Origin of the sequence: Tolypothrix sp. PCC 7712, assembly GCF_025860405.1 — a bacterium.
In the GTDB taxonomy this organism is placed as follows: domain Bacteria; phylum Cyanobacteriota; class Cyanobacteriia; order Cyanobacteriales; family Nostocaceae; genus Aulosira; species Aulosira diplosiphon.
Map to the genome: position 1 here is coordinate 547,564 of NZ_CP063785.1, position 24,555 is coordinate 572,118.

Below are 24,555 nucleotides of genomic sequence, written 5' to 3' on the forward strand. Positions count from 1 at the left end.
GCGGGAGAAGGGGTTAGGGGATGAGGGCGCGAGGTATTTGTACAACGCCCGCCCTATATCGCTTTAAGCTTAAGTTGACACGTATGGGCACTGCCTTGCCCTCTAGAATATATTGATATGTCGCTAACATTATTTAATTTGGTAGAAGTTCTATAAGTTGCATAGTTATTAGCCAATAGCACAGTTAAACACTAAAAAATTAGCTGTAATTTATTAACCCAATTACTATTAAAAAATCTTAATTCCGACCCCTACGCAGTCGGAATTATTGTCATGAAATCATAATAATTCAGCCATTGGATAAATTTTTTGGCTTGAGGTTTATTTATCCATCTAGATTTCTGTAAAAACAATAACAAAAGTATAACTAAATACAGAATATAACAGAGCTAAATTTATCACCCAAGAGAGATTAGATTAAAACTCAAATAATTTTATATATAACAAAAAAGATTATATAGACTTGGTAAAAAATTTCCATAATGAGTTTTTTTAATTATTCGCAACCTCTTTTAGTACGGAAACTATTAACTCTAGAAGTTCAAAAGCAGCTTGGAATCAGGTATATTAACTGGCAAATCGGCAGTGTTAAACTTCATTCCACTTTTTACACCTGCGTCGATCAAGCTTGCATATTTTGGAGTTTGCTACTACTAACAATATTTATCAATGCTCAGTTTCTTCCTATTAGTTGGAGTTTGCAAGCTACGTTATGGACTATCCTCAGTTGTATCGGCACAGTAGCAATGGTAAGTTGGGCTACTTACTGGGTAAGCGAAAGAAAAGTGAAATGGGTGCTGTATTCCTGGGTAATACGTAAGGATTCAGGTCTAAAATTGAGGAACTAGAGAAGGGCGAGACTGAGAATTAATAGAGTCAGCAATTAGTGCTTGTACAAAAAAATCAATAACAGACAGACTTTGACGACGACAGGTTTGAACCACCGTCAACAAATTGGCAGTATGTTGAAACCGCTCCATCGAACGGGAACCACCACTAACTTTACGTTTTGTCACAGCCAAACGCAGCGATCGCTCGGCTTGATTGTTATCAGGAGGAACTTCAGGGTTGTCAAGGAAATACCACCATTGGGAGGCTTTATCGCGCAAGGAACGTAAAAGGTTTCCTGCTGTAGCTCCGGCTAAGTTAATCCAGTCATCAAGTGTTTGTTGCAATTTAGATTTGAATTGATTGACCCAATCGTTATAACTGGCGCAGTCAAGAGTCTCAAACCATTGGGCATAATTTCCAAAAGCTTCATCAATTAAATCCACAAATGCTTCACCAATAGCTTGGTTGTGAAGACCTGGAAGTTGAATTAGTTTTTTGAAGTGACGGCGTAGATGAGCCAAACATTTCTGCTGCTCAGGCACCGCATAGCCATTGTAAACACTAAAATCATCGCTGCTGATTACCCCTGTATATTTAGCCCCTAAAATGGCTTCTAGTTCTGCTCTGGAACGAGTGTCAGCAGCAGTAAACAGGCAAAACTCAGAATTGGCAACTACCCACAACCATTCTTTAACTCCCTTGACAGACCAAGGTGTTTCATCCACATGAATGTTAGGTTGTGTCTGTTTTACCCAATTACTTAACTCAGTAATGCTTGGTTGAATCGCTGTTTGAATTCGTTCATTTGTGGTGACTAAAGTTCCCAGCCCAATTTCAATTTGACCTAACTCCCACAACATTTCTTGCTGTTTTTCATAGGGCATATGTGCATAATTATTTGCCCATCCTAAAAATGCCTGTAAAGAAATCCCTAAATCCTGTCCTGGGATGATATCTTGTGACCAGGAGGCTGTTTGTATATTGCCACAGTACTCACACTGGCACGTATGGCGTTGATACTCAACTATTTCAATGGGACGCTCCACTAGTTGCGCTACAGACTGTTTTTCTACTTTTACTGCCACAGCCGCAAACGCTTTTTGACCACAACAGACACAATCACTTGGACGTAAGATTTCACAACGATCTACTCTACCAAAACCCTTACGGGTCTTACCTTGATGCCCTGGTTGCCCACCTGGCTTTCTTTTGGGATGATTTGATTCTTCTTGCGGTGCTGCTTTTTTGTTTTCACTCTTTTTGAGGATGTCCCCTGATGGCGGCTTAGATGAGGTTTTGCTGTCTAAATCTCTGCTGACTTTTAAACGTTCTATTTCTTGCTGTAGTTCTAATACTGTTTTCTGTAATTCACCTATTACCTTGCTCTGCTCAATGATTATCTCTACCAGTTCTTGTTTCGATAACTGGTTCAAGCTTTCCCGGTCTAAATCTTGAGGCAGGTTTTGGTTCATATCTGTGATACTCCTCCTCAAGCGATCCCTTTGTCAATACTCTGCCACCTGAATCCTTACGGTAATACTAATGCTGTTGGGGGTGGTTTTAACAGATTTGAGTATTTATTTGGGTTGGGTTGAGATACTATCAAATCTCTGTGGATTGTGGTTAGGGTTAAGCACTATCGGATACATTTGTACTGGTTTGGGAGTGCGATCGCGTGCCCTAATCTTCACAGGTATACTGCACCTATTGTTAATCTTTTTATTACCTTATATTGCCCCTTGGCAGTTTCTCATTACTGGCGCTTTTATGGCTTTTTGCTTATTAATGTTAGCTGAATTCCAGTGGGATGGTTTATAGAGTAATAGCTAAACCTGCATTTCTCTTAAATAGCAAATGTAGGTTGGGTTAAGCGCAGCGCAACCCAACATTAATCTTCAAAGCTTAACCTATATTTATGCATGAAAAGATTTATAGCCTAACAGAAATACTTAGCCCAGACAAGTATACTAATAGTCTATTTTTCTGTAATATTTAGATATTAAAATTAGTAGTAAGTATTTTATTAGTATAAAAAAATGAGATTTAGAGAATGGGCGACTAAAATAATGCTTATTTTCTTATTGTTCGCCACTCTAATTTTGGCGGTTTTTGCTGGTAAATCAGCAAAAATTGAGAACAATAATGCAATATCTAATCCAGAGGTTATAGCTTGGAGTGAGTATCCCCAGGCGCAATTACAATCAGCGAAAAATCCCGAGGCTAAACCTCAAATTCCAATCAAACCACCTGCCAAAAAGCAAAAGGTTGTAGGATTGTATCGCACTACTCAAGCATTTGCTAGCTATAAACCGCGATATCTCATCACTCATGTAAACCCAACCAACTATGGAGAACGTTACGCCAAAGATATTAATGGTGTCACTCTCCACAATCAGCCAATTATAGTCATACATGAAACTGGTAATTCTGCTTCTAGCGCGGTTAATTTTTTTCAAACACCCCATGATAATGAAAATATTCAAGCCAGTTATCACGCCTTAATTACCCAAGATGGGACAGTCGTTTATCTTATTCCTCCAGAAAAACGCGCCTTTGGTGCAGGTAATTCGGTGTTTAATGGCCCTAATGGCGAAGAAACAGTGAAAACAAATCCGAATTTACCACCTTCTGTAAATAACTTTGCTTATCACGTTTCTTTAGAAACACCGCCAGAAGCTTGGGGGAATGACAAAGCAGAATATCACAGTGGTTATACAGAAGCTCAATATCAATCTTTAGCTTGGTTAATCGCTCAAAGTCAAGTTCCCGATGAGCGGATTACTACCCATAAAGCCGTAGACCGTTCACGCCAAAAAATTGACCCGATAAATTTTGATTTTGACAAATTCTTTAATTTGCTTCATAGCTATCGCCAGCGCCTGAGTTAAATACCACTAAAGTTCAGTAATAAAATTTTGATGCAATATCAAAGTAAAACTTCAAAAAGGAATAGACATGATTTGATTTACCCATTTCTCAGCGATAGAAGTTTCCCAAACCAAAATAAGTGATTCAATTGCATCACTAATGGGTAGATTTTGAGAGAGAATCAATACTCCAGAACTGGTTTGTGACATGATAAATGTACCAAACTCTGTAGGCATTGTTTTACGGTCGTGAGTTACCAAAACTCTGCCATCTTGTGCAGCTATTTGCAACACTTCTGAGTCTTTTTTCCCCTCTAGTCCGGCTGCGTTGGCTGATTGAAAGTCAAGATGTGGTTGTCTGCGAACTGCACCAGTAAGTAACGACGCAAAATTAACCCTCTTTTGTCACTCTAGGCAGAGGAAAAGTAGAAATCAGGGTGAATCAGGGATATAAAAATTGAACTGGTGAGGCTATAAATAATAGATTGAAGTTTAAAAAAACCCAAAGCTAATTGAGGAATAGGAAAAACCGTTAACCAGGGATATATCAGATTAAATAAAGTAAAAGGTTGAATAATCAAACGAAGATTGTTAAGAATGTTCTTCCAGCCATTTCCATTATCCCACCAAGGATGTGAAACAAATTTTGACTCTCGTTGTGATGGAGACTGAAACAGTTGCTCCGAATGCAGACTAACCATTAAATAAGCACTGCAAATAATTTCCCACCATCGCTCAATATCTGGGTAGTGAGTCAGGCGAAAATCTGACCAACCTAATTCATTCTTACTTTGTTTTAACCCGTACTCGACCCAAGTTCTTAAACCGTAAAAATTTCCAACTTCTCTTGGCGTAATGTCTGGATATTTACTCATCACATACCAAGTAGTGTTATCAGGCAAATTTTCTGGATCTGTAGTAATTTGCCAATATCTAAGTTCTCCACGTTTTCCCGGAATAATTTCTCTAATAAATCGATTTTCCCGACTCAAGTCAGAGAATACCCTTTGAAACTTCTGCCACTTTAAATATTGAATATGTTGTCGTGGAAGTATTTCTACATAATGATTTGACCGAATCGCTACTATATAGTTCAAGTTTAGTTCATCTAATACAGATATGAAATTCTTACCACTCTCTCCATATAAGCTATCTGCAAGTACTAAGTTGAATTTAAAACCCATTGATTGTAGCTTTTTTATCAGTATTGCTGCTATTTCTGGTTTAGTGCGGTACTTATCTCCTGCCTGTAATCTTTCCCTGGGTTTATACACTTCAAACAGTAATGGAAATGTCATCCCACAGAAAACACCATATACTGTCACTGCCACAATTCCATTATCTGTTTTTCCCAAATTTCCTATATACTGCCGTTTCACATAATCTGTCTTGCTCCCTTTCTTTTTATCCCCTGTCTCATCAATAATTAAAATGATTGGTCTACCTTTTAGCACTTGTAAAATTAACTCTAACCTTAAGGTTCTTAACTTTTCTATATCCCAAGGTGATGTAGTTAGAAAATGATGCAACCCTTGCTGGTTATCTAATCCTACGATTTTTGCTATTTCTGGCAATGTTTTACGTTTTAGATCAGAAATGCAGCCTACATGGAGATATTTAAAAGCCTCGAAACTCCTAACATCTGGAAACAGACTTTTATACCACTGGCAATATTCGTCCACAAATTTGACTGTTGGTGCGGCTGGACGGGGCTGTACCATGCTCTGTGTCTTGGTTCTAGCATTTTTACCTTATTATACTACTGCCAGAGTGACAAAACAGGGTTAATTACAGTCATTGCGAGCGCAGCGAAGCAATCCCAGCCCTTGCGATTGCTTCATTTCGCTTCGCTACATTCGCAATGACATTGTGTAATTAATTATGTTTAACTACTTAACAATTGTTTGCTTGAGATCTGCGTCTGCTTGAAATCGCACTACCGTCATATTTTGTTTTTCTGGCTTTCAGCAGCTTTCAATTTTTGATACAGAAGTGGATTCTTTTCTCTAAATGAATTTTGTAGTTGTTCAAACTCCGCTTCTCCTGCTTTTAAGTACGCATCAATTAACTCTTTGTTAGCAAGGTAGAAGGCTATAGCACCATATACTTGTTCTAATGAGAGTAACGGGAAGTTTTGGGCAATACTTTCTGGTGATTCTCCATTTAAAAAAGAGTAGACAATCGAATCAAGAGAAATGCGTGTTCCTGCGATCCAATAACCTTGCTCTCGTTGTTCGATATATTGCTTTACTAGAGTCGCTGCTCCTGTCATATAACTATTAGCTACTATTTATCTAAATATTAATTTAATGTAGGGTGTGTTGTCGCGCAGCGCAACGCACCGAAACATTTTCCATAATAAAAGGTGCCTTAGCCTGCGGCATAACACACCCTACTTTTTAATTACGAATTACGAATTAGCGATTGTTTGAATTAGAACTTTCTAAAATTAGATGAATCGGACAACTGTTCGACCATATAGCCTACCAAGCTATCCGACTCGGTTTGATATTCGGAGGGAGATTTTAATCAACCTCACTGGATTAAGCCTGGACTCTTTTTTGGTACGCCTGATGAATTCCCATTCACTAGTTCTGACACAAAAGAGTACTGCGCCGCACCATCACAACCCGAAAACCCACGTTGTTGTTCCTATTGTCACGCGCGTTCCTGTTGCGATTCGCCGAACGGCAATTCCTGGGATTGTTGTTCCATGAACCACCACGCAGCAGTCGGTTTCGCCTAACCCATTGTTTAGATTAACATGATTACCAATTACTCAATATTTGCTGGCGCAGTTGCCATGTATCACCATGCTTTAAGTGAGCAAGCCAACTCTGCATTGATTGGGAGAGTTTTTGATATTCAATTTTTCCTTGATGATAGTCTTGCAACATTTTCCGTAATCTTTTTCTTGCTAGACGCAGATTATCACTGCGTACACGAATGCGATTTGGAAAAATGCGAAACCCAACAAAGTTAGCTCCGTATTTTGTAGCAAATAATTGGCTTTTAACTGGATGAATTTTTAATCTTAGATTAGCAAGATATTTCTCGATTTCGATTCTTGCGTCTGCTAAAAATTCTTGATTATCTGAAAATAAAGCAAAATCATCAACATAACGAATATAACGAACAGCTTTGATTTGTTCTTTCACAAAATGGTCAAAATTGTTTAAATATACATTTGCAAAAAACTGACTAGTGAGATTGCCGATTGGTAAGCCATGTCTTCGTTCTAGAGGTGTGAGTAAATCATCTCCAGAGAAATAATTTAATACTTGTTCTTGATGGTTACTATAATCAATAATTTTATTGATTAGCCAAAGCGTATCAGGACATTTAATTTTACGTCTAATTAATGACTTTAAAATTTCATGGTCGATGCTAGGGAAATATTTACGAATATCAGCTTGCAGCACATAACGGCTTAAACGAGCAAATTGAGTAAAGCGGCGCAAGGCACGATGAGAGCCATAACCAATACGGTTGGCGTAAGAATCACTAATAAATGTGGGTTCAAATATGGGGACAATGATGTTACAGAGAGCATGATGTACTACCCTATCACGATAGGGAGCCGCTGAAATTATGCGCGGTTTAGGTTCAAAAATTTCAAATGTTTTATAGCTTCCAGGGCAGTACGTTTTTGATTGTAATTCTGCTTGTAATTCAAATAAATTTTGTTCTAAATTGTAATTAAACTCTAAAACATTTTCTCTAAAACGTTTACCTCGTTGTGCTTGCTGGGCAGCTGATAGCAAATTATTAAAAGCTATAATTTCCTGCCAGAGATTACCGTATGCTTTCATTTATAGGACTCATATTTGATTTTTGGAAAGATATGTAGGGTGTGTTGTCGCGAAGCGCAACGCACCGACGCACCATCAATAATTAACGGTGCGTTAGCCTACGGCATAACACACCCTACGTTATTAATTACGAATTATCTTGTTTTTTGTTGTTTAATCCATCCGCCCAAATCAATGCCAATATCATTTAACAGTTTGTGAGCATATTCGTAACGCTCAATTTTAATTAAGTTAAAATCTAAAAGTAGGCGAGTTTGATAACGTAAAATATCTAATTTACTATTCAAAGATTCTAATTGAGCTAATTTTTCTTTGGCATATCGGGCTATAATTAAAGCATCTAACAAATCATATAGCTGTGTAATCATCCGATCGCCTAACAAAAATTTATGATCTCTGGGAAGACGATTTAAAATAGGCACGTACCACTTGATTAAATCGTAGGTTTTCTGTATTATTGGTAAATCACTCATCCAAAAAAATTAAATAAAAAATTTGATCGCGCTTTGCGCGAGACAAAAAGAAGGGTAAAGAAAAAAGCGTAAAGTTCTAAAGGGCAAGAGTATAAAGGGCTACTAAGTCCTGCGCCGCACCATCACAACCCGAAAACCCACGCCGTCGCTCCTATCGTCACGCGCGCGCCTGACGCGAATCGCCGAACGGCAATTCCTGGGATCGTTGAACCACGAACCACCACGCAGCAGCCGATTTTTATTATCATTGCCAACTAACCAAGCACTACCATCTGTTGGCGCATTATTATAATTTTCGTGCCACTCATCCTGACACCATTCCCATACATTACCACACATATCAAATAAACCAAAGGGGTTTGCAGGAAATTTTCCTACATCTGTTGTTTCTCCCCCAATCGCCCCATGATTAGCTACATCTTTTGTAATCGTTTCCCCAAAATAAAACGGGGTAGTTGTTCCTGCACGACAAGCATATTCCCATTCGGCTTCACTGGGTAAGCGATAGGTTTTACCTGTCTTGTGAGATAATCTGGCACAAAACTCAATTGCATCATCCCAAGAAACACGTTCTACGGGTCGATTAGCACCTTTAAAATTTGATGGGTCGGGATTTAAATCAATATTTACCTTATCAAGAGCAGCAACAGCTTGCCATTGGTTTTGAGTAATAGGAAACTTCCCCATGAAAAATGGTTGAACGGTGACGTTATGCTGTGGACTTTCTGAGTCATATCGTCCTTCCTCATTCTCTGGCGAACCCATGAGAAATTTACCACCAGGAATTGCTACCATTTCCAAAACTATGCCATTACCCAGGTTTTCTGTAAAAAACTCAGCGTGTCCCTGACTGCTATCAATGATTTTTCCGCTAGCATTCACCTTTACTATTTCAAACTCAAACTGATTCGTAGTTTGTACTTCCTCTGTGACTCCCTTGTTCACGTGCAAAGAGAGATTGGGGGTGATATCTTTTGGTTTACCAATAATCCGTGCTTCAATTGGCGCAACATCTTCATCTCTCAGCCCTAAATGCTGCTGATAGTCTCTCAAATCATTGAGAGTAGTTTCGCTCAGTTTTGGCTCATCTTTAATTGTCTCAACTAGTGTTGCCTCATACTCTGCTAATTTCCGCTGATACTCTCGGTATGGTTGTAGAACTTCGGCTTCAATAGCATCAGCAATCTCAGCCTCCAGCTTTAATTGGAGGCGTAATGAATTTAACAAGCGACGGGCGGGGATAGTAAATTTGCCATTATTGAGGCGGCGTTCTACTTCCTTGCGATACTTCAGCTTCGGATCATCCTTGGGTGACTTAGCCAAGAAAATCCGATAACCTTCCTTAATGGGATAAAACTCTGGTGTCATCGCAGGGGATGCTTCTTGGACTTTGCTTTTCGCATACCCATGCAACTCATCTACTGCAATCCAGCCATCACCATCTACATCGGCTGCACCTTTTTCTATTCCTTCTACTAAATAATGGGTGTAAATTGAAAGTTCCAAGCCATCAGATTCAAAAGCATATTGTGTGGAAGTGGAAGCTGTGAGAATTGCTCTCCCTTCACCGCCTAAATGCTGTTGTAAATCAATATTCCCGCCATCTTTAGCCGTCAAACCCTTCGCAAAAGCACCACTAAAACAGCAATCTAAAATCACCACCAGTCGTTTAGATTTGCTGTCGTTCATCCAACTATGTACATTTGTAGCTGCGACAGCTGAAGTTGGGATCAGCTTTCCCTGATTTTTCTTGGTGTAGCGAGTTGAGAAATAAAAATTACCATCCTCTACTTTCACACCATGACCAGAAAAATAGAACAGTAGCAAGTCATCTTTTTGACGATTAGCATACAAATGATAAATAGCATCTTCCATTTCTTGGCGTGGAGGATTTTTTAGCACTGTGACATCTGCCTCAGCAAAACCCCCCATTTCTGGGTTGACTAAAACTCGCCGCACCGCCTCTACATCTTTGACAGCGCTTGGTAGGGGATCTAATCCTGGCTCATATTCACTAATCCCTATTAGCAGTGCTACCTTCGCCATCTTTGCTATCTTGCGCCTTATTGGTACTATTCAAAAAATCCTGTGCTTTTTGGAATGCAAATTCAAACTCTTCCCGACTGCTGGCTTCAAGGTTGAGTTCTCTACCATCAGTACCTTTGACTACCAGTTTAATGGGTTTGTTGCCGAAGCGATCGCCCAAAAAGCTAAACAATGTCTTGATATTCGCCGGATTAATTTCTAAATTTAACAAATTCCACAAAAAACCCCCGAAAGCTTTTGAGCCTTTGGGTGCATTGTCTTCAGGTACTAAAGCTGCTTCTTCTACACCATCTACTTCTCTTAGCTGCGGGAGCAAATTTTGCACTTCTGCTTGCAAATCTTCGTCATCTAAATCCAGCCCAGCCAGAGAAATCGTCACCTGAACGTTAGATATCGTTGTCATGGAATGCCTAAGTATTTTTCATAGTATTTTTTAAAGATTGTAACGGTTATTATCCAAAATCTAGTTAATATCCGCTAGGCTAGCAACTCGCTTTTGAAGTGATTAGCGGTGCGCTGAGTAAAAGGCTGCCATGACCTCAGCTTAGGGACTTCCAAATAAAAAATATCCCAATATTTATTGTGGGGTGGACATCTTGTCCGCCCAGTTTATGTGGCGGGCAAGATGCCCGCCCCACAAGATGGAATAATTTATTTCTTGGAAGTCCCTTAGCTAAAGCTGTAAATTTTCTGAGTTTCTAAGCGATCGCAAATTGTTGAGGGTAGTGTACCAGCTTCAAAGGTCTGACGATCTACCTGCACTTGCAAATTCGTTAGAGGATCGCTACCAGGAGAAATCAAGAATTCCAGCTTTTCGATATAAGGCAAAGTTGCGAGATGATCGAGAATTTGGCAGATAGCTTGCAAATAAGGATGACCTTTCTGCTGATACCAATCGCCATCTGCAACTTTCGGTTGGTCAAAACCTAAGTGTACTGTTAATGATGGCTTGTCGAAGAGTGCGATCGCTAGTGGTCGCGCTTCTTCTTGTAGTAACAGGTGATGATTTTTCGCTAAATGCCGAATTTTTTCTAGGCGTTCATAGCGTTGTGTTACCGATTGGGGGTCATCTTGCCAGTGAATAGCTACTGTGACTAAATAAGTTTGCAGCAGCATATGTCCTAACTTCTTAGCTTTGGTTGCTAAGTAATAGGAATTGTAATCGTTGGCTTCAATCAATAACGGTACGCGATCGACTACTTCTAAGCCATAGCCTTTCACCCCCGCAATTTTACGGGGATTGTTGGTAATCAAACGAATTTGCTTGACTCCTAAATCCATGAGCATTTGTGCGCCCATACCGTAGTCTCGCAAATCGGCGGCGAATCCTAAGCGCTCGTTGGCTTCTACTGTATCCAAGCCCATATCCTGTAAGGAATAGGCTTTGAGTTTATTAATTAAGCCAATTCCCCGCCCTTCTTGACGCAGGTAAACTACGACACCTTGTCCGGCCGCTTCAATCATTTTGAGTGCAGCTTGCAACTGCATCCGACAATCGCAACGCAAAGAACCCAAAGCGTCACCAGTCAGACATTCTGAGTGCATCCGCACCATAACTGGCTCATCTTTAAAGGTAGCGGGATCGCCCTTAACAATGGCTACGTGTTCGCAATTATCTAAAGTATGGCGGTAAGCGTAGATTTTGAAATGACCAAACTGAGTGGGTAAATCGGCAATACTTTCGCGAATCACTAAGCGATCGTGTTGCAGACGATAACTAATTAAATCCGCAATACTAATAATTTTCAGATGATGACTACGAGCATACTCAATGAGCTGGGGCAACCTTGCCATCGAACCATCGGAGTTTTGAATTTCACAAATTACTCCGGCTGGGTATAACCCTGCTAATCGAGATAAGTCTACAGCCGCTTCTGTATGTCCCGCCCGTTTGAGTACGCCGCCAGCTTTAGCGCGCAGGGGGAAAATATGCCCAGGACGGCGTAAATCTGAGGGTTTTGTGGCTGGGTTGAGAGTTACTTGGATAGTCCGCGCGCGGTCTTCGGCGGAGATCCCCGTGCTGACACCCAAATGCGGCCCCGCATCAATGCTGACTGTAAAAGCAGTTTGGTTGGTGTCGGTAATATTGCTCACCATTAAAGGTAAGTCTAGTTCATCGAGGCGATCGCCACTCATCGCTAGACAAATCAGTCCTCTTGCTTCCACCGCCATAAAATTAATCATGTCGGGTGTAGCAAATTGGGCAGCACAAATCAAGTCACCCTCATTTTCGCGATTTTCGTCATCTACCACGACGATGACACGCCCAGCTTTTAAATCTGCCAAAGCTGCGTCAATGGAATCAAACTTGAAGGATGAAATTGCAGTGCTAGCACCATCAGCCGACTCAGGCGACTGCTGAAAGGCTTGCTCTACTTGCGGAGCCACCCCAGTACTCTGCTCACTAGAGTTGAGGGGAGTGGCTTGCGACTGCCGTTTAGTCTTAGGCTTTGACACAGAGGAATTCCAGGTACCAAAAGTAAATTTTTTTAACAATTTCTTCTTTTAGATTGTAACTCCTTTATAAGGCAGAGAAGTACACTAGCAATGATTTGATAACATGACAAAAAATTTCTGCCCTAAAATTGAGGTTTAATACTCATGTGTGGCAGTAAGACGCTCAAAGCGAGAGTATTTTTTCTAGCTCGTTCCTGACCCAAAAGGTCTGGAATTGCGTGAATATGGTATTTTCCCAATGTCTAATTCCCTCTTCACTAAAGAATGTAAACAGCTGTTTCTGCCCCCTTGGGAGGAAACAGCTAAAAAATTGACTTTCGGTGAGAGCATAAAATCTCGCCGCTAGTAAGTGCAGAGCCACTAACACCCCGGCTTCAATCCGTGGCTGATTGTGCGTTGCGCCTCTGGTCGCTGATATGTTGATAGCTAATAACTCAATTAAACAAAAACTGATAAGGATTTCATCATCATGGGCAAAAATGGACGCGTACAAGTTGGGATTGTTGGCGCGTCAGGCTATGGCGGAGTGCAGTTAGTTCGGCTACTCATGGATCATCCAGAAGTCGAATTAGTTTATTTAGGCGGTGAGAGTAGTGCCGGAAAACCCTTTGCGGATCTCTACCCTCATCTGGCTCATGCAGTTAACCTGCCAATTGAGGCGGTAGATGCAGAAGTCATCGCCCAACGCTGTGAAGCAGTGTTTCTCTCTCTCCCAAATGGTCTGGCTTGCCAAATTACACCAATACTGATTGAAAAAGGCTGTAAGGTACTAGATCTGAGTGCCGATTATCGATTTAGTGATTTGGCAACCTATACCACTTGGTACGGAACTGAGCGCAGCGATCAATCAACTGCAGCTACAGCAATATATGGATTACCAGAACTTTATCGCGATCGCATCAGTGAAGCCCAGCTTGTCGGCTGTCCTGGCTGCTACCCTACCGCCAGTCTGCTGGCACTCTCTCCTCTGTTGAAGCAAGGCTTAATTGTCCCCGAAACCGCCATTATTGACGCTAAATCTGGCACATCTGGCGGTGGCAGACAAGCCAAAATTAATATGCTCTTAGCTGAAGCAGATAACTCTCTCTCCCCCTACGGAGTTGGTCGCCATCGTCACACCCCAGAAATTGAACAAATTTGCAGCGAACTTGCAGGACATGAAGTCAAAGTTCAATTTACACCGCATTTAATCCCAATGGTGCGGGGGATTTTAGCGACAGTTTATGCCACACTGCGCGATCCCGGTTTAGTCAGGGATGATATGGTAACTATTTACAACGCCTTTTACCGTAATTGCCCTTGGGTAAGAGTTTGCGATAGTGGAGTTTACCCGCAAACAAAATGGGCTAGCGGCAGCAATCTTTGCTACATAGGTATAGAAGTTGACCCGCGCACCGGACGCGTGATTGTGATGTCAGCAATCGATAACCTGATTAAAGGACAAGCGGGTCAAGCTATTCAATGTTTAAACATCATGATGGGTTGGGATGAAAGTTTGGGATTGCCCAAACTTGGGTTTTATCCGTAATTGGGCATGGGGCATTGGGCATGGGGCATTGTAATATCTTCCCCCTTGCTTCCTGCTCCCTGCCCCCCTGCCTCATCAATGCCCCAATCCCTACTTCGGCCCTAAACCCACTGCACCTGCATAAATGGCGCGATCGCCTAGTTCATCCTCGATGCGAAGCAGGCGGTTGTATTTGGCAACCCGTTCGCTACGGCAGAGGGAACCGGTTTTGATTTGACCTGCACGGGTGGCTACGGCTAAATCCGCGATCGTGGTGTCTTCGGTTTCACCAGAACGATGGCTAATAACTGACCGGAAACCGTTGCGAGTGCCCAGGTCAATGGTTTCTAAAGTTTCGGTCAAAGAACCAATTTGATTGAGTTTAATCAAAATGGCGTTGGCAGCTTTTTGTTCAATGCCTTTTTGTAAGCGGGTGGCGTTGGTTACAAACAAGTCATCACCTACTAACTGTACTTTTGAACCAATCTTTTGGGTGAGCAATTGCCAACTCTGCCAATCTTCTTCATGCAAGCCATCTTCAATGGAGACAATTGGGTATTGGTCAACTAATTGGGCTAGATAATCAATAAATTCTGTAGGCGCGTGGGGTTTACCGTCGTAGACATATTGTCCATTTTTGTAAAATTCGCTAGCTGCCACATCTAAAGCTAACGCTACTTGTTCACCTGGTTTATAACCAGCTTTCTGAATGGCAGCAACTAGCAATTCCAAAGCTACCTGATTGGACTCCAAGTTAGGGGCAAAACCGCCTTCATCGCCCACACCAGTTAATAAACCCTTGTCAGCTAATACTTCGCTCAGGGTAGCAAACACCTCTGCCCCCCAGCGCAAAGCTTCCCGGAAGGAAGATGCGCCAATGGGGACAATCATAAACTCTTGAAAATCCACATTGTTAGCTGCGTGGGCACCGCCGTTAATTACGTTCATCAACGGTACTGGCAGCAAATTCGCTAAAGGCCCACCTAAGTAGCGATATAGGGGGATACCTAGCGACTCAGCACCAGCTTTAGCTGCAGCCAAGGAAACTGCCAAAATTGCATTCGCACCTAAATTGGATTTGTTGGCAGAACCATCGGCAGCGATCATCGTCCGGTCGATCAATTCTTGGTTGAGGGCATCCAGGTTTAATAACTTCGGCGCAAGTGCATCGTGAACGTTTTGTACTGCCTTCAGTACGCCTTTACCCCCATAACGGCTTTTATCCTGATCTCGCAGTTCGTGTGCTTCAAAAGTGCCAGTAGAGGCACCACTGGGAACCTGTGCCAATCCCACTGCACCGTTAAGCAAATGTACTTCTGCTTCAATAGTTGGTCTACCCCGCGAGTCTAGAATTTCACGGGCAACAATCGCCTCAATGGCAGTATCTACAGTTGTACTCATGTGCGCTTTATCCTTTGTTTCCTTTGTAAGAGTACCTTTTTCCGGTTTGCAAGCGATCGCCTAATGACTGACTTCACCCCATCGCTAGCATAGGCTTTTAAAGGACTTTATAGGCTGAGATTAAACAAGATTTCCAATCATTGCGTCAACTCATTTGCAATTTTGAATTTTATGCTGCGCCTGAGTCTATTTAATAAAGATTTTTTGTATCAGAATTTACAAAGTGCCAAAGTCTAATCTTTCTCATTGTCAGTATTTGTTGTTAAGCGAGGGGATAAACCTAGCTGTTCACAGAAATTCTTACTGTACTCTGCTGTTTCCCAATTTTGAGCAGACTTAACTTGTTCTATAGTTAAACCTTTAGCATTCCAGAAATTAGCTCCTTGGATATTGGCATTATTCAGTTTTGCTCCTGCAAGATTAGCATTGCCAAACTTTGCTCCTTTTAAATTCGCTCTTTGGAAGTTAGCATTTTTAAGCATTGCTCCGCGAAAACTAGCCTCTGTAAAATCAGATTCCTCAAGATTAGCTTCTTGAAGATTAACACTCCAAAGAATTGCGTTTGAGAGTTTAACTTTTTGAAGAGAAACATGAGGAGCAATCAAGTATGCTCCTACCGCAGTCGCATTGAAACCTATGGGAAACTTGGTATATTCATCATATAAAACTTCTCTAAGGTCGGTACTTTCTAATTGTGCTTTTAGAAGAGATGTACCATAAAGTCTAGCTCTATAAAGTTTAGCTTTATTGAGATTAGCATCATCAAGTATTGCTTCTGTAAAATCAGCTCCTGTGAAATTAGCCCCTACTAAATCTGCTCCAGTTAAATCAACCCGTTTTAAATCAACATTAGGAGCATCTATATTCCGCAGAGAAACCCTGTCATTGGCTAATTCTTCTAGAGCAATTTTTCTAGCATAGCTAGTAACTGTACCAGAAGCAGCGGCCGCATCGATTGCTTTCCAGTATTCAAAATGTGACCTCTTTCTTTCAGAAACAATTCTTTCTTCTCGTTTTGGAAGTTCAAGTAAGAAAACCGTTACACCTATCAGCACCCCCAGTTTACTAAGAGCATCAAGTATCTTGATAAAAGCTAAATTTGAAAGCCAGCTAGCAATGGAGTCGGAAAAAAATAAAGTGACTGTTAAAACTGTCAAAGCACTAAGCCAAACAGTCCAAAGTAAAAGTCGCGTTAGCCATAATGATTTGATTTTCTGCTTTAATGGATTTATTTTCAAGATTACTTATCCTGCTGTTATCTACGTGCTTAATATAACAAGATGTAAGACTCTAAAATCTTTTTGAGATCTTAGAGTCTTATTGGTGGGTTTTTATACTTCCCATTTTGTTTTGGAAATAATTTCGTAGTAAGGTATGAAGTCTTTATTTTAAAGCATTTTCAGTACTAAATTTCTTACTGCGAACGCATCACCATTTATATGGTAGAGGTAGTAGTTAATTTCAGCGTGAACTATAGCTATAAGCTTTGAAAAAACTACGTCCAGTTGAATGAGATGGATCTAATCCTTCGTTGCGAGAACGACGACGTAAATCACCGATATCTGGTGTGTTGTTGAAGGCATCTTCAATACTGATTTGACCAGTTAACATCAATTCGCAAAGGGCATCATTCATTACTTGCATACCTTCTTTGCGGCTAGCTTCTATCAGTTGATATGCTTCTGTGTCTTCACCCTTTAATAGATAATCTTGCATAGTGGGTGTGTTAATCAAGATTTCCATAGGTGCTGTGCGACCACCATCTGTTGTGCTGAGTAAACGTTGGGCCACAACAGCAACTAAGGAATCAACAATTTGTACCCGCATAATTGCCTGCTCATCAGGATTATAGAGATTGAGGAGGCGATTAATTGCACCAATTGAATCTTTAGAGTGGAGAGTACCTAATACTAAGTGACCAGTTTGTGCAGCTTTAATGGCAGTATCAACAGTGATGCGATCGCGCATTTCTCCTACTACAATCACATCGGGGTCTTCCCGTAATGCTGACCGCAAAGCATCATGAAATTCGTGGGTGTGTAAACCTACTTCCCTTTGACTAACTAAGCTATTTTGGGAAGTATGCACATATTCAATTGGGTCTTCAATTGTGATGATATGTTTTTGTTGAGTTTCATTTAAATAGCGGATCATTGCCGCTATGGTGGTAGATTTACCTGAGCCAGTTGATCCAGCAACTAAAATTAATCCTTGTTTTTTATTAACAATGTTTTTGAGAATTGGTGGCAATCCCAAACTATCAATACTGGGAACATGTAATGTAATTAATCGCAGCACCATTGCACCACCAGTTAAGGTTTCAAAACAGTTGATACGACAGCGTACAAGCCCAGGATAAACAATTGCTGTATCTAATTCTTTAGTTTGAGTAAATTGCTGCTTGGCAGATGGGGAGAGAATCTCGTTTAAATAATTCTCAAATATTTTTGGTGTGACTACACCTGCTAATTCGTAAACTTCCATCTGTCCACGAATGCGAAAGCGTGGCAATTCTCCGACACGAATATGTATATCAGTAGCTTGCAGATTGTACGCATCATGTACCATTTGTTGAATAGAAACTGGCTTTTTCTGAATTGCAAATGGTGGTGGTGGCGGTGCGGGGAGAGTAGGGATTTGAGGAATTAAATATTGTGAGCTAGATTCGCCGTTCATTATTATTTCCTATAGTAAATATTTGATTAAACCAAAGGTTAAAGCTTAATTTTGAGCCTCAAAGTATGCAGTTGACATAACTTGTAGATTTATCAATTCTTCTGAGGTCAACCGTGGAGTTACTTAGATTTTCAATCTACAACATACTTAGGTAATATTTTCGTTTTTACGATGGTCTTTACCAATTCTTTAGTGAAACCATGAATTTCTATGAATTTCATTTATGGTTGGGCTAAAAAGGAGATTATGAAAATCATTAAACGTACCATCAACTGGTTAGAAACCCGCGCTTGTGCCCCTGCATATAGCGGTTGGGTTTTAGCAGGAATTGCTATCTGCTTCTTTGGCGCTGCTGTGAATACAATGGCGGGTTGGCTTTATGCCATTAGTGGAGTGAGTTTTGCTCTGTTAGCCATAGCTGCTATTTTGCCGCCGCGATCGCTTGTGGGTTTAACTGTGAAACGCCGTACCATTAGGCCTGTCACAGCCGGAGATGAATTAACGGTTGAAATCGAAATTCACAATCAAACAAAGCAAGCTGTAAACTTGCTACAAGTTGAAGATATGTTGCCTTTTGTGTTGGGGAAACCAGTAACCAAGGCCATAGAAACCATTCCCCCCCAAGAGCATTACCGTTGGGTATATTACCAACCAACCCCACGCCGGGGTGTTTATCGCTGGCATTCAGTTGAACTTGTTAGCGGTGCGCCTTTAGGCTTGTTTTGGTGTCGCCGTCAGCGTGAATGTGCAGCCACAGCGATTGTATATCCGAGTGTGTTACCGCTAACTTACTGCCCACTAGTAGATGAAATGGGGCAAGACGAAAGCGACATGAGTAACTTTCAGGGCAAAACCTTGCAAACAGAGACAACCGGACTAGTGCGATCGCTTCGTCCTTATCGTCTAGGCGATCCTACTCGCCTAATTCACTGGCGCACCAGCGCGCGCTACGGGGAATTACGGGTACGGGAATTAGAAATAGTTACTAGCGGGCAAGAAATTATTATTGCGCTTGACAGTGCAGTGAATTGGGCAGAAGAGAACTTTGAACAAGCTGTCATTGCTGCTGCATCACTTTATTTTTATGCCCAGAGGCAAAATATCCAAGTCCAACTGTGGACAGCATTCACGGGATTAATTAAAGGCGATCGCATAGTTCAAGAAGCCTTAGCAGCTACTACCCCCCAGGAAGATGCTAATGCACCTATTCCAGAAGGCTATCCCTTAATTTGGCTAACTTCCAATCCTCAAACCCTGACTTCCTTACCTTTAGGTAGTCGTTGGATTTTATGGGAAAATCATCCTGCTGCCACAGAACCAGTAATAGCTAATCGAGATTATCCGGGTATTGTTATACAAACTGAGCAAGGACTACAACCACAACTACAAAAATCCTTACACTCATAAATTACTGACAATTTCATGTATTGAAAATTTCAATATCTGCTTTCAAGTTAAGCTTTTCTGATGACTCCAAGATTTTTTGATCCCAGTAACCCAGGTATATCAGCCTTTGGACAAACACTATTGCAATTTAGTAACAAAGGTTGGGGAAATCTCCCCAGGATTACCGCATTCAGGCTGAGGTACAATGCAAAGAAATGTTTAAATTATGAGCGGCTGATCTAATGATCTCATCAGAAGTGAATACAAAATCCAGCGATAAAAGCCTAGAAGCAATGCGGCATTTTTCCGAACAATACGCCAAGCGTACTGGAACCTACTTCTGTTCTGAACCTTCGGTTACCGCAGTCGTGATTGAAGGGCTAGCTAAACATAAAGACGAACTTGGTGCGCCTTTATGCCCTTGCCGCCACTACGAAGATAAAGAAGCCGAAGTCCACGCCACATATTGGAACTGTCCCTGTGTGCCGATGCGGGAACGTAAAGAGTGCCATTGTATGCTGTTTCTCACTACAGACAACGAGTTTGCGGGAGAACAACAAGAAATCACTCTCGAAACCATCAAAGAAGTGCGAGACAGTATGGCATGAGTGAAACCATGCCCCAAGAGTTTTGGCAAGGCGTAGAACAGTTTAATACTGGACAGTTCTATGCCTGTCATGACACTTTAGAAGCTTTGTGGATTGAAGCCAGCGAACCAGAAAAAACCTTTTATCAAGGGATTCTCCAAATTGCAGTAGCACTTTATCATTTGAGTAATCACAACTGGCGGGGTGCAGCTATTCTACTAGGAGAAGGCAGTAATCGTCTGCGACGGTACCCATCCAGTTACGGTGGCATCGATTTAGAAGCTTTATTAATTCAGAGTGTGGCATTGTTGCAAGCATTACAAAAAACTAGCCCAGATCAAACTGCTACTGATGATTTGGGTGAATTTGACACATTGCCTTTGCCTAGGATTGAGCTAGTACAAGAAGGCTGAAGTATCAAGGCTAATACTAATCAAAATTAAGAATCCAGTTTACGTAGGATGCGTTACGCTATCGCTAACGCATCTGTGCTAAGTACTCACGCAAAATTATTTATGTCATTGCGAGCGAAGCGAAGCAACCCCAAAACCCTTGTGATTGCTTCACTCCACTTCGTTACGTTCGCAATGACAAATGTATATTTAATTTTGCATCACTACTTAGCTTTTCACTCAGCACTCGGCACTTTCAACTTAGCAGGGATGTATAGAATTGAGGCGTTGCATATTTGCGGGATGAATTCAGGCTTCTAGACAAAACTGAAAGTCGATTCTTTGCGCCTTTGCGCCTACTCTGCGAGAACGACTTCGTCGAATGCGTGAGACAAAAATCATCCCATCAATCAGCAACACCAGAATTGAAATTATTTGATGGACAAAAAGTGTCCGATTAAATAAAGAGAACCACATAAAACAACTAAGTCCTCGGGAGAAGCAAAAGCTGCTTCTAAGGCGGAAGTTAAATCGGGGTAAGATTGACAAAAACTCAATCCTGGACAAATTTCCGCAGCTAGTTTGGCTAAGTCATCGGGAATCGCCGAAGAAGTATCTGGTATAGGTACGAGACATAACTTGTCTCCTTCTCGTAATAAAGCCTGGAAAATATCGGCATGGTCTTTATTTGCCATCATTCCCATCACCCAAGTTATTTTTGGGTTAGCCAATGTATCAACATAATCACGTAAAACTTGAGCACCTGCTGGATTATGGGCACCATCTAGCAATAATTTATGCTTTTTCCAAGTTACCCATTGAATACGTCCAGGCCATTTAGTATTCGCCATGCCATTAATTATGGCTGTTTGAGAAATGTGCCAGTCTTGTTTTTGCAGAATTTCGATTGCAGCTAAAGCTAAGGCAGAATTTGTTAACTGAATTTGCCCTTGTAAAGCTAGCGGATATTGAATTAATTTGCCATCTAGAGTTTGATATTCCGCCCATCCTGAAGAGACAGAACGCGCAGGTTGGGGTGTAAATATCGGGCATTCTAATTCTTGAATACGCGATCGCACAACTGCTTCTGCTTCTTTAGGTAATGGCCCCACCACAGCCGGACATCCAGGCTTAAGAATTCCGGCTTTTTCGCCAGCAATATGGGCAACAGTCGGCCCTAGCTGCTGCCAATGTTCGCGACTGATGGAAGTAATGACTGTTACTAAAGGCTGTGAGCAAACGTTGGTAGCATCCAAGCGTCCGCCCAATCCTACTTCTACCACTGCTATATCTACCTGCTGCTGGGCAAAATATAACCATGCAGCGGCGGTAATCACTTCAAATTGAGTGGGAGATTCTTCATCAGGTGCATTTGCATCTTTAACCTTTTGTAGTAATTTATATAATTCCTCTGAAGCAATTGGCTGTTGATTAACAGAAATACGTTCTGTCCAATCAACTAAATGTGGAGAGGTGTAAAGTCCTGTCCGATAACCAGCTTGAGTGAGAACTGATGATAGATAGGCACAGACAGAACCTTTACCATTAGTACCAGCAACATGAATTACAGGCACTTGCTGATGGGGATTACCAAGCTTGTCCAAAAGTTTGACAATGCGTGACAGTCCTAAATTAATACCGAAGTGTTGAAAGGATTGTAATAGAGAGTCGATATCCAAGATTGGGGAATGGGGATTGGGGATTGGGGAACTCGGGGCCCCCTCTGGGGATAAGGGGTAATGGGGATTGGGGATTGGGGAACTCGGGGCCCCCTCTGGGGATAAGGGGTAATGGGGATTGGGGATGTCTATTCCTTTCTGGTGAACGTTTGACTCGTGACTAACACCAAATACCAAACACCAAACACCAAAGATCTAAATACAAATTAACCGACTGCCCTTGTGACGGGAAACAGCCGGCTAAAAAATGTTAATTATGCTTAAAATTTAAGCTTCTCTGTTTAAAAAGTTTTGCACTTGTCGTAAAGCAGCTGCACCAATATTAAATACAGCCCAACCAGCAGCAATGGCTATTGGTGCTAGAACAACGGCTACACGAAAATCAATGTCCATTTTAGAACCCCTCTGTTAAATAAATTAAACTTTTGTCAACTGCTCTCATTTTTTATTGTTAGCTGAAGTGGACAAATTTTCCAGCCCCATGTGTAAAGAATGTTTACAATTTTGGGGTTTGGGGTTCGATGTTTGGTGCTTGTCAGTAAAAAGGGACAGACATTCCCAGTCCCCAGTCCCCAGTCCCCAGTCCCATTACTTCTGACTAAACCCGAGATCAGTTCCCTTCCCAGCATGAACTAAAGCTAACTTTTGGTAGCGTTCGGCGTGTTCTAATAGTTCTGCAGTTTCAGTGTCTGATAATTGGCGCAAGACTTTTCCGGGAACGCCAACTACTAATGACAATGGTGGTACATCCTTGGTGACTACTGAGCCAGCACCAATAATACTACCAGCACCAACGCGTACCCCATTCAGCACGATCGCACCGATCCCAATTAAACTGCCGCGCTCAATGTAAGCAGAATGTATCACAGCACGATGTCCTACGGTCACATGATCTTCTAATATGGTAGGAAAACCAGGATCGCCATGTAGAATAGCTCCATCTTGTATATTCGTGCATTCGCCAATATCGATGCGTTCTACATCGCCTCTGACTACTGCCCCATACCAAATGCTCACACCTGCCCTTATGTTTACGGAACCGATCACGCTCGCATTGGCTGCAACAAAGGCAGCTTGAGAAAAATCAGGAGATGGCCAGTAAGAAGCGATAGACACGATAGAATATGGATATGGTACCCAGGAACACTGGAACAACTCCAACATTTCGGGCTGGTTGCAAAAACCAGAATATCACAGGGTCAAGCTTCTATGCTGAATTAAGACACTAGTGAATGCTGTTCCTGCATCAGTCAGTGACTTTTTAGCAGTGAGCGGGTAAACCAAAGTGGTGGAGCCGAAGTGTAATATCCAACCCACTGGCGCTGGTGAAGACTAAATTATGTTTCTACGCACTTCATGATGAATCCAGGCTTGCAGTACCCAATATTTGGCCCTGAAATACAGTGTCCCCACTGTCGTCAAACAATTCCGGCGCTGACACTGACAGATACTTATTTGTGTCCGCGTCATGGGGCGTTCGAGGCTAATCCCAAAACGGGAGAATTAATTCATTTACAGTCGGGGCGACATTGGCGTAAGTGGAATAGTGAATGGTATAGGCAACATACCCATCCCGATGGTATTCGGTTTGAAATTCACGAAGCACTAGACAAACTCTATACCCAAGGTTTCCGAGCCACGCGAGTGATTATCGCTCGTCGTTATCAGGAATTAATGAGTGGTTATTTAGAACGCAGCACTCCTTGGCGTTCTGGACAGCCAGAAAATTCCTCAGCACGGCTGTACGGTTTACCTGTGGACTTTAGCCCCGAAGCAACAGAAGATCCTTGCTGGGAAGTCATTAATTTTGATTTGGAAAAAGAGCCTGGTGTCCCTGTGCGCTACCCTTATTTCCGATTATTTGAGTAAATTGTCATTAGTCATTAGTCATTAGTTATTTAGTCATTGCTGAAAAGCAAATGCCCAAGGACAAATGACTAATGACAACGGACAAATGACTAATGACATAATTATGCATCACGCTTCTATTCGGACTGCGAATATTCATCGAGCGATCGCCTTTTATGAACAACTGGGGTTTACAGTTTGTGAACGCTTCACTACAGGCTATACCCTAGCTTGTTGGATGGAAGGATTAGGTGGCAGAATTGAACTCATCCAAATTCCCGAACCAAAACCAGCCCCAGATGCTTTTGGAGATGAGCATTATGTGGGCTACTATCATCTTTCATTTGATTTAACAGAAATTACTGCCGACTTACCTAGTTGGCTGAATAATTTACAAGAACAATTAAAAATAGCGGCTCAAAGCCAGCCAGAACAATTTCAACCTCTCAAAATACTTTTAGAACCGACACAGCAGCAGATAGGCGATCGCATTTATGAGGTCGCTTTTATTGCGGATTATGACGGACTACCCCTGGAATTCATTCGGATTTTAGCAAAACTCAACTAATTTCGCTTTTATATCGATTATTTTT

The 24,555-nt window shown here is 41.6% G+C and carries 22 protein-coding genes and 2 pseudogenes; 8 read left to right on the forward strand and 16 right to left on the reverse strand.

The features are described 5' to 3' along the window. Positions 1 to 830 precede the first annotated feature (830 nt). Positions 831 to 2,303, reverse strand: a complete 1,473-nt coding sequence (gene tnpC / locus HGR01_RS02055) for an IS66 family transposase (RefSeq protein ID WP_045868690.1) — start codon at positions 2,301 to 2,303, stop codon at positions 831 to 833. A 61-nt stretch (positions 2,304 to 2,364) separates the two neighbouring features. Here tnpC and HGR01_RS02060 point away from each other — a divergent pair. Then, positions 2,365 to 2,649 (forward strand): annotated as a pseudogene (locus HGR01_RS02060) (hypothetical protein); the annotation flags it as partial. Between the two features lie 218 nt (positions 2,650 to 2,867). Next, positions 2,868 to 3,719 (forward strand): N-acetylmuramoyl-L-alanine amidase, encoded by an 852-nt coding sequence (locus tag HGR01_RS02065; protein WP_045870071.1) that lies wholly within the window; start codon positions 2,868 to 2,870, stop codon positions 3,717 to 3,719. 51 nt (positions 3,720 to 3,770) lie between these two features. On the opposite strand, the pseudogene HGR01_RS02070 reads toward HGR01_RS02065, so the two are convergent. The 9 genes and pseudogenes from HGR01_RS02070 to ribBA form a co-directional block, all read right to left on the reverse strand. After that, positions 3,771 to 3,995, reverse strand: a pseudogene (locus tag HGR01_RS02070) (hypothetical protein); the annotation flags it as partial. 113 nt (positions 3,996 to 4,108) lie between these two features. After that, positions 4,109 to 5,419 (reverse strand): IS701 family transposase, encoded by a 1,311-nt coding sequence (locus tag HGR01_RS02075; RefSeq protein WP_096621593.1) that lies wholly within the window; start codon positions 5,417 to 5,419, stop codon positions 4,109 to 4,111. Between the two features lie 221 nt (positions 5,420 to 5,640). Then, on the reverse strand, positions 5,641 to 5,970 hold the full coding sequence (locus HGR01_RS02080; RefSeq protein ID WP_045870072.1) for a DUF433 domain-containing protein: 330 nt from the start codon (positions 5,968 to 5,970) through the stop codon (positions 5,641 to 5,643). A 316-nt stretch (positions 5,971 to 6,286) separates the two neighbouring features. Further along, a complete protein-coding gene (locus HGR01_RS02085; protein WP_155539195.1) occupies positions 6,287 to 6,430 on the reverse strand; it encodes an SUMF1/EgtB/PvdO family nonheme iron enzyme in 144 nt (47 codons plus the stop codon). 36 nt (positions 6,431 to 6,466) lie between these two features. Next, a complete protein-coding gene (locus tag HGR01_RS02090) occupies positions 6,467 to 7,510 on the reverse strand; it encodes an RNA-directed DNA polymerase (protein WP_045870073.1) in 1,044 nt (347 codons plus the stop codon). Between the two features lie 134 nt (positions 7,511 to 7,644). Then, complete coding sequence (gene avd, locus HGR01_RS02095) at positions 7,645 to 7,983, reverse strand: diversity-generating retroelement protein Avd (RefSeq protein ID WP_045870074.1); 339 nt, start codon at positions 7,981 to 7,983, stop codon at positions 7,645 to 7,647. Between the two features lie 102 nt (positions 7,984 to 8,085). Then, the gene (locus HGR01_RS02100) at positions 8,086 to 10,029 is read right to left on the reverse strand and encodes a caspase, EACC1-associated type (protein ID WP_045870075.1); all 1,944 of its coding nucleotides are present in this window, start codon (positions 10,027 to 10,029) and stop codon (positions 8,086 to 8,088) included. Next, entirely contained in the window at positions 9,998 to 10,432 is a 435-nt protein-coding gene (locus HGR01_RS02105; protein ID WP_045870076.1) for a hypothetical protein, read from the reverse strand. Before HGR01_RS02105 ends, HGR01_RS02100 begins: the two co-directional genes overlap by 32 nt. 266 nt (positions 10,433 to 10,698) lie before the next feature. Further along, complete coding sequence (ribBA, locus tag HGR01_RS02110; RefSeq protein WP_081583994.1) at positions 10,699 to 12,486, reverse strand: bifunctional 3,4-dihydroxy-2-butanone-4-phosphate synthase/GTP cyclohydrolase II; 1,788 nt, start codon at positions 12,484 to 12,486, stop codon at positions 10,699 to 10,701. Between the two features lie 469 nt (positions 12,487 to 12,955). Here ribBA and argC point away from each other — a divergent pair, with 469 nt between their 5' ends. Further along, positions 12,956 to 14,014: an N-acetyl-gamma-glutamyl-phosphate reductase gene (gene argC, locus HGR01_RS02115; RefSeq protein ID WP_045870077.1), complete on the forward strand. Its 1,059-nt coding sequence runs from the start codon at positions 12,956 to 12,958 to the stop codon at positions 14,012 to 14,014. A 90-nt stretch (positions 14,015 to 14,104) separates the two neighbouring features. On the opposite strand, the gene eno is transcribed toward argC, so the two are convergent. From eno to HGR01_RS02130, 3 genes are all read right to left on the reverse strand, one after another. Continuing rightward, positions 14,105 to 15,394 carry a phosphopyruvate hydratase gene (eno, locus tag HGR01_RS02120; protein ID WP_045870078.1) on the reverse strand — a complete coding sequence of 430 codons (1,290 nt, stop codon included), beginning with the start codon at positions 15,392 to 15,394 and terminating at the stop codon, positions 14,105 to 14,107. Positions 15,395 to 15,627: 233 nt separating this feature from the next. Further along, positions 15,628 to 16,551 carry a pentapeptide repeat-containing protein gene (locus HGR01_RS02125; protein ID WP_194007887.1) on the reverse strand — a complete coding sequence of 308 codons (924 nt, stop codon included), beginning with the start codon at positions 16,549 to 16,551 and terminating at the stop codon, positions 15,628 to 15,630. Between the two features lie 304 nt (positions 16,552 to 16,855). Then, positions 16,856 to 18,070: a type IV pilus twitching motility protein PilT gene (locus HGR01_RS02130; protein WP_045870080.1), complete on the reverse strand. Its 1,215-nt coding sequence runs from the start codon at positions 18,068 to 18,070 to the stop codon at positions 16,856 to 16,858. A gap of 246 nt (positions 18,071 to 18,316) precedes the next feature. On the opposite strand from HGR01_RS02130, the gene HGR01_RS02135 reads away from it, so the two are divergent. The 3 genes from HGR01_RS02135 (at position 18,317) to HGR01_RS02145 (ending at position 20,456) form a co-directional block, all read left to right on the forward strand. Continuing rightward, positions 18,317 to 19,477 carry a DUF58 domain-containing protein gene (locus tag HGR01_RS02135; RefSeq protein ID WP_045870142.1) on the forward strand — a complete coding sequence of 387 codons (1,161 nt, stop codon included), beginning with the start codon at positions 18,317 to 18,319 and terminating at the stop codon, positions 19,475 to 19,477. A gap of 221 nt (positions 19,478 to 19,698) precedes the next feature. After that, positions 19,699 to 20,064: a ferredoxin thioredoxin reductase catalytic beta subunit gene (locus tag HGR01_RS02140; protein WP_045870081.1), complete on the forward strand. Its 366-nt coding sequence runs from the start codon at positions 19,699 to 19,701 to the stop codon at positions 20,062 to 20,064. Next, positions 20,061 to 20,456 (forward strand): DUF309 domain-containing protein, encoded by a 396-nt coding sequence (locus HGR01_RS02145; RefSeq protein WP_045870082.1) that lies wholly within the window; start codon positions 20,061 to 20,063, stop codon positions 20,454 to 20,456. Before HGR01_RS02140 ends, HGR01_RS02145 begins: the two co-directional genes overlap by 4 nt. A gap of 410 nt (positions 20,457 to 20,866) precedes the next feature. On the opposite strand, the gene HGR01_RS02150 is transcribed toward HGR01_RS02145, so the two are convergent. From HGR01_RS02150 to HGR01_RS02160, 3 genes are all read right to left on the reverse strand, one after another. Continuing rightward, positions 20,867 to 22,114 carry a bifunctional folylpolyglutamate synthase/dihydrofolate synthase gene (locus HGR01_RS02150; protein WP_045870143.1) on the reverse strand — a complete coding sequence of 416 codons (1,248 nt, stop codon included), beginning with the start codon at positions 22,112 to 22,114 and terminating at the stop codon, positions 20,867 to 20,869. 267 nt (positions 22,115 to 22,381) lie between these two features. Then, complete coding sequence (locus HGR01_RS02155) at positions 22,382 to 22,507, reverse strand: photosystem II protein Y (protein WP_045870083.1); 126 nt, start codon at positions 22,505 to 22,507, stop codon at positions 22,382 to 22,384. Between the two features lie 195 nt (positions 22,508 to 22,702). Next, positions 22,703 to 23,230, reverse strand: coding sequence for a gamma carbonic anhydrase family protein (locus HGR01_RS02160; RefSeq protein ID WP_096622209.1), 528 nt, complete (start codon positions 23,228 to 23,230; stop codon positions 22,703 to 22,705). 240 nt (positions 23,231 to 23,470) lie between these two features. Here HGR01_RS02160 and HGR01_RS02165 point away from each other — a divergent pair, with 240 nt between their 5' ends. Both HGR01_RS02165 and HGR01_RS02170 read left to right on the forward strand, forming a co-directional pair. Continuing rightward, entirely contained in the window at positions 23,471 to 23,983 is a 513-nt protein-coding gene (locus tag HGR01_RS02165) for a TIGR02652 family protein (RefSeq protein WP_045870084.1), read from the forward strand. Positions 23,984 to 24,086: 103 nt separating this feature from the next. Beyond that, positions 24,087 to 24,530, forward strand: a complete 444-nt coding sequence (locus HGR01_RS02170) for a VOC family protein (protein WP_045870145.1) — start codon at positions 24,087 to 24,089, stop codon at positions 24,528 to 24,530. Positions 24,531 to 24,555: the final 25 nt, after the last annotated feature.

Excerpts from the sequence above, each read along its gene's own strand:
- tnpC (WP_045868690.1), bottom strand. The coding sequence starts at position 2,303 with ATGAACCAAAACCTGCCTCAAGATTTAGACCGGGAAAGCTTGAACCAG.
- HGR01_RS02065 (WP_045870071.1), top strand. The coding sequence starts at position 2,868 with ATGAGATTTAGAGAATGGGCGACTAAAATAATGCTTATTTTCTTATTG.
- HGR01_RS02075 (WP_096621593.1), bottom strand. The coding sequence starts at position 5,419 with ATGGTACAGCCCCGTCCAGCCGCACCAACAGTCAAATTTGTGGACGAA.
- HGR01_RS02080 (WP_045870072.1), bottom strand. The coding sequence starts at position 5,970 with ATGACAGGAGCAGCGACTCTAGTAAAGCAATATATCGAACAACGAGAG.
- HGR01_RS02090 (WP_045870073.1), bottom strand. The coding sequence starts at position 7,510 with ATGAAAGCATACGGTAATCTCTGGCAGGAAATTATAGCTTTTAATAAT.
- avd (WP_045870074.1), bottom strand. The coding sequence starts at position 7,983 with ATGAGTGATTTACCAATAATACAGAAAACCTACGATTTAATCAAGTGG.
- HGR01_RS02100 (WP_045870075.1), bottom strand. The coding sequence starts at position 10,029 with ATGGCGAAGGTAGCACTGCTAATAGGGATTAGTGAATATGAGCCAGGA.
- HGR01_RS02105 (WP_045870076.1), bottom strand. The coding sequence starts at position 10,432 with ATGACAACGATATCTAACGTTCAGGTGACGATTTCTCTGGCTGGGCTG.
- argC (WP_045870077.1), top strand. The coding sequence starts at position 12,956 with ATGGGCAAAAATGGACGCGTACAAGTTGGGATTGTTGGCGCGTCAGGC.
- eno (WP_045870078.1), bottom strand. The coding sequence starts at position 15,394 with ATGAGTACAACTGTAGATACTGCCATTGAGGCGATTGTTGCCCGTGAA.
- HGR01_RS02130 (WP_045870080.1), bottom strand. The coding sequence starts at position 18,070 with ATGAACGGCGAATCTAGCTCACAATATTTAATTCCTCAAATCCCTACT.
- HGR01_RS02135 (WP_045870142.1), top strand. The coding sequence starts at position 18,317 with ATGAAAATCATTAAACGTACCATCAACTGGTTAGAAACCCGCGCTTGT.
- HGR01_RS02140 (WP_045870081.1), top strand. The coding sequence starts at position 19,699 with ATGATCTCATCAGAAGTGAATACAAAATCCAGCGATAAAAGCCTAGAA.
- HGR01_RS02145 (WP_045870082.1), top strand. The coding sequence starts at position 20,061 with ATGAGTGAAACCATGCCCCAAGAGTTTTGGCAAGGCGTAGAACAGTTT.
- HGR01_RS02155 (WP_045870083.1), bottom strand. The coding sequence starts at position 22,507 with ATGGACATTGATTTTCGTGTAGCCGTTGTTCTAGCACCAATAGCCATT.
- HGR01_RS02165 (WP_045870084.1), top strand. The coding sequence starts at position 23,471 with ATGATGAATCCAGGCTTGCAGTACCCAATATTTGGCCCTGAAATACAG.
- HGR01_RS02170 (WP_045870145.1), top strand. The coding sequence starts at position 24,087 with ATGCATCACGCTTCTATTCGGACTGCGAATATTCATCGAGCGATCGCC.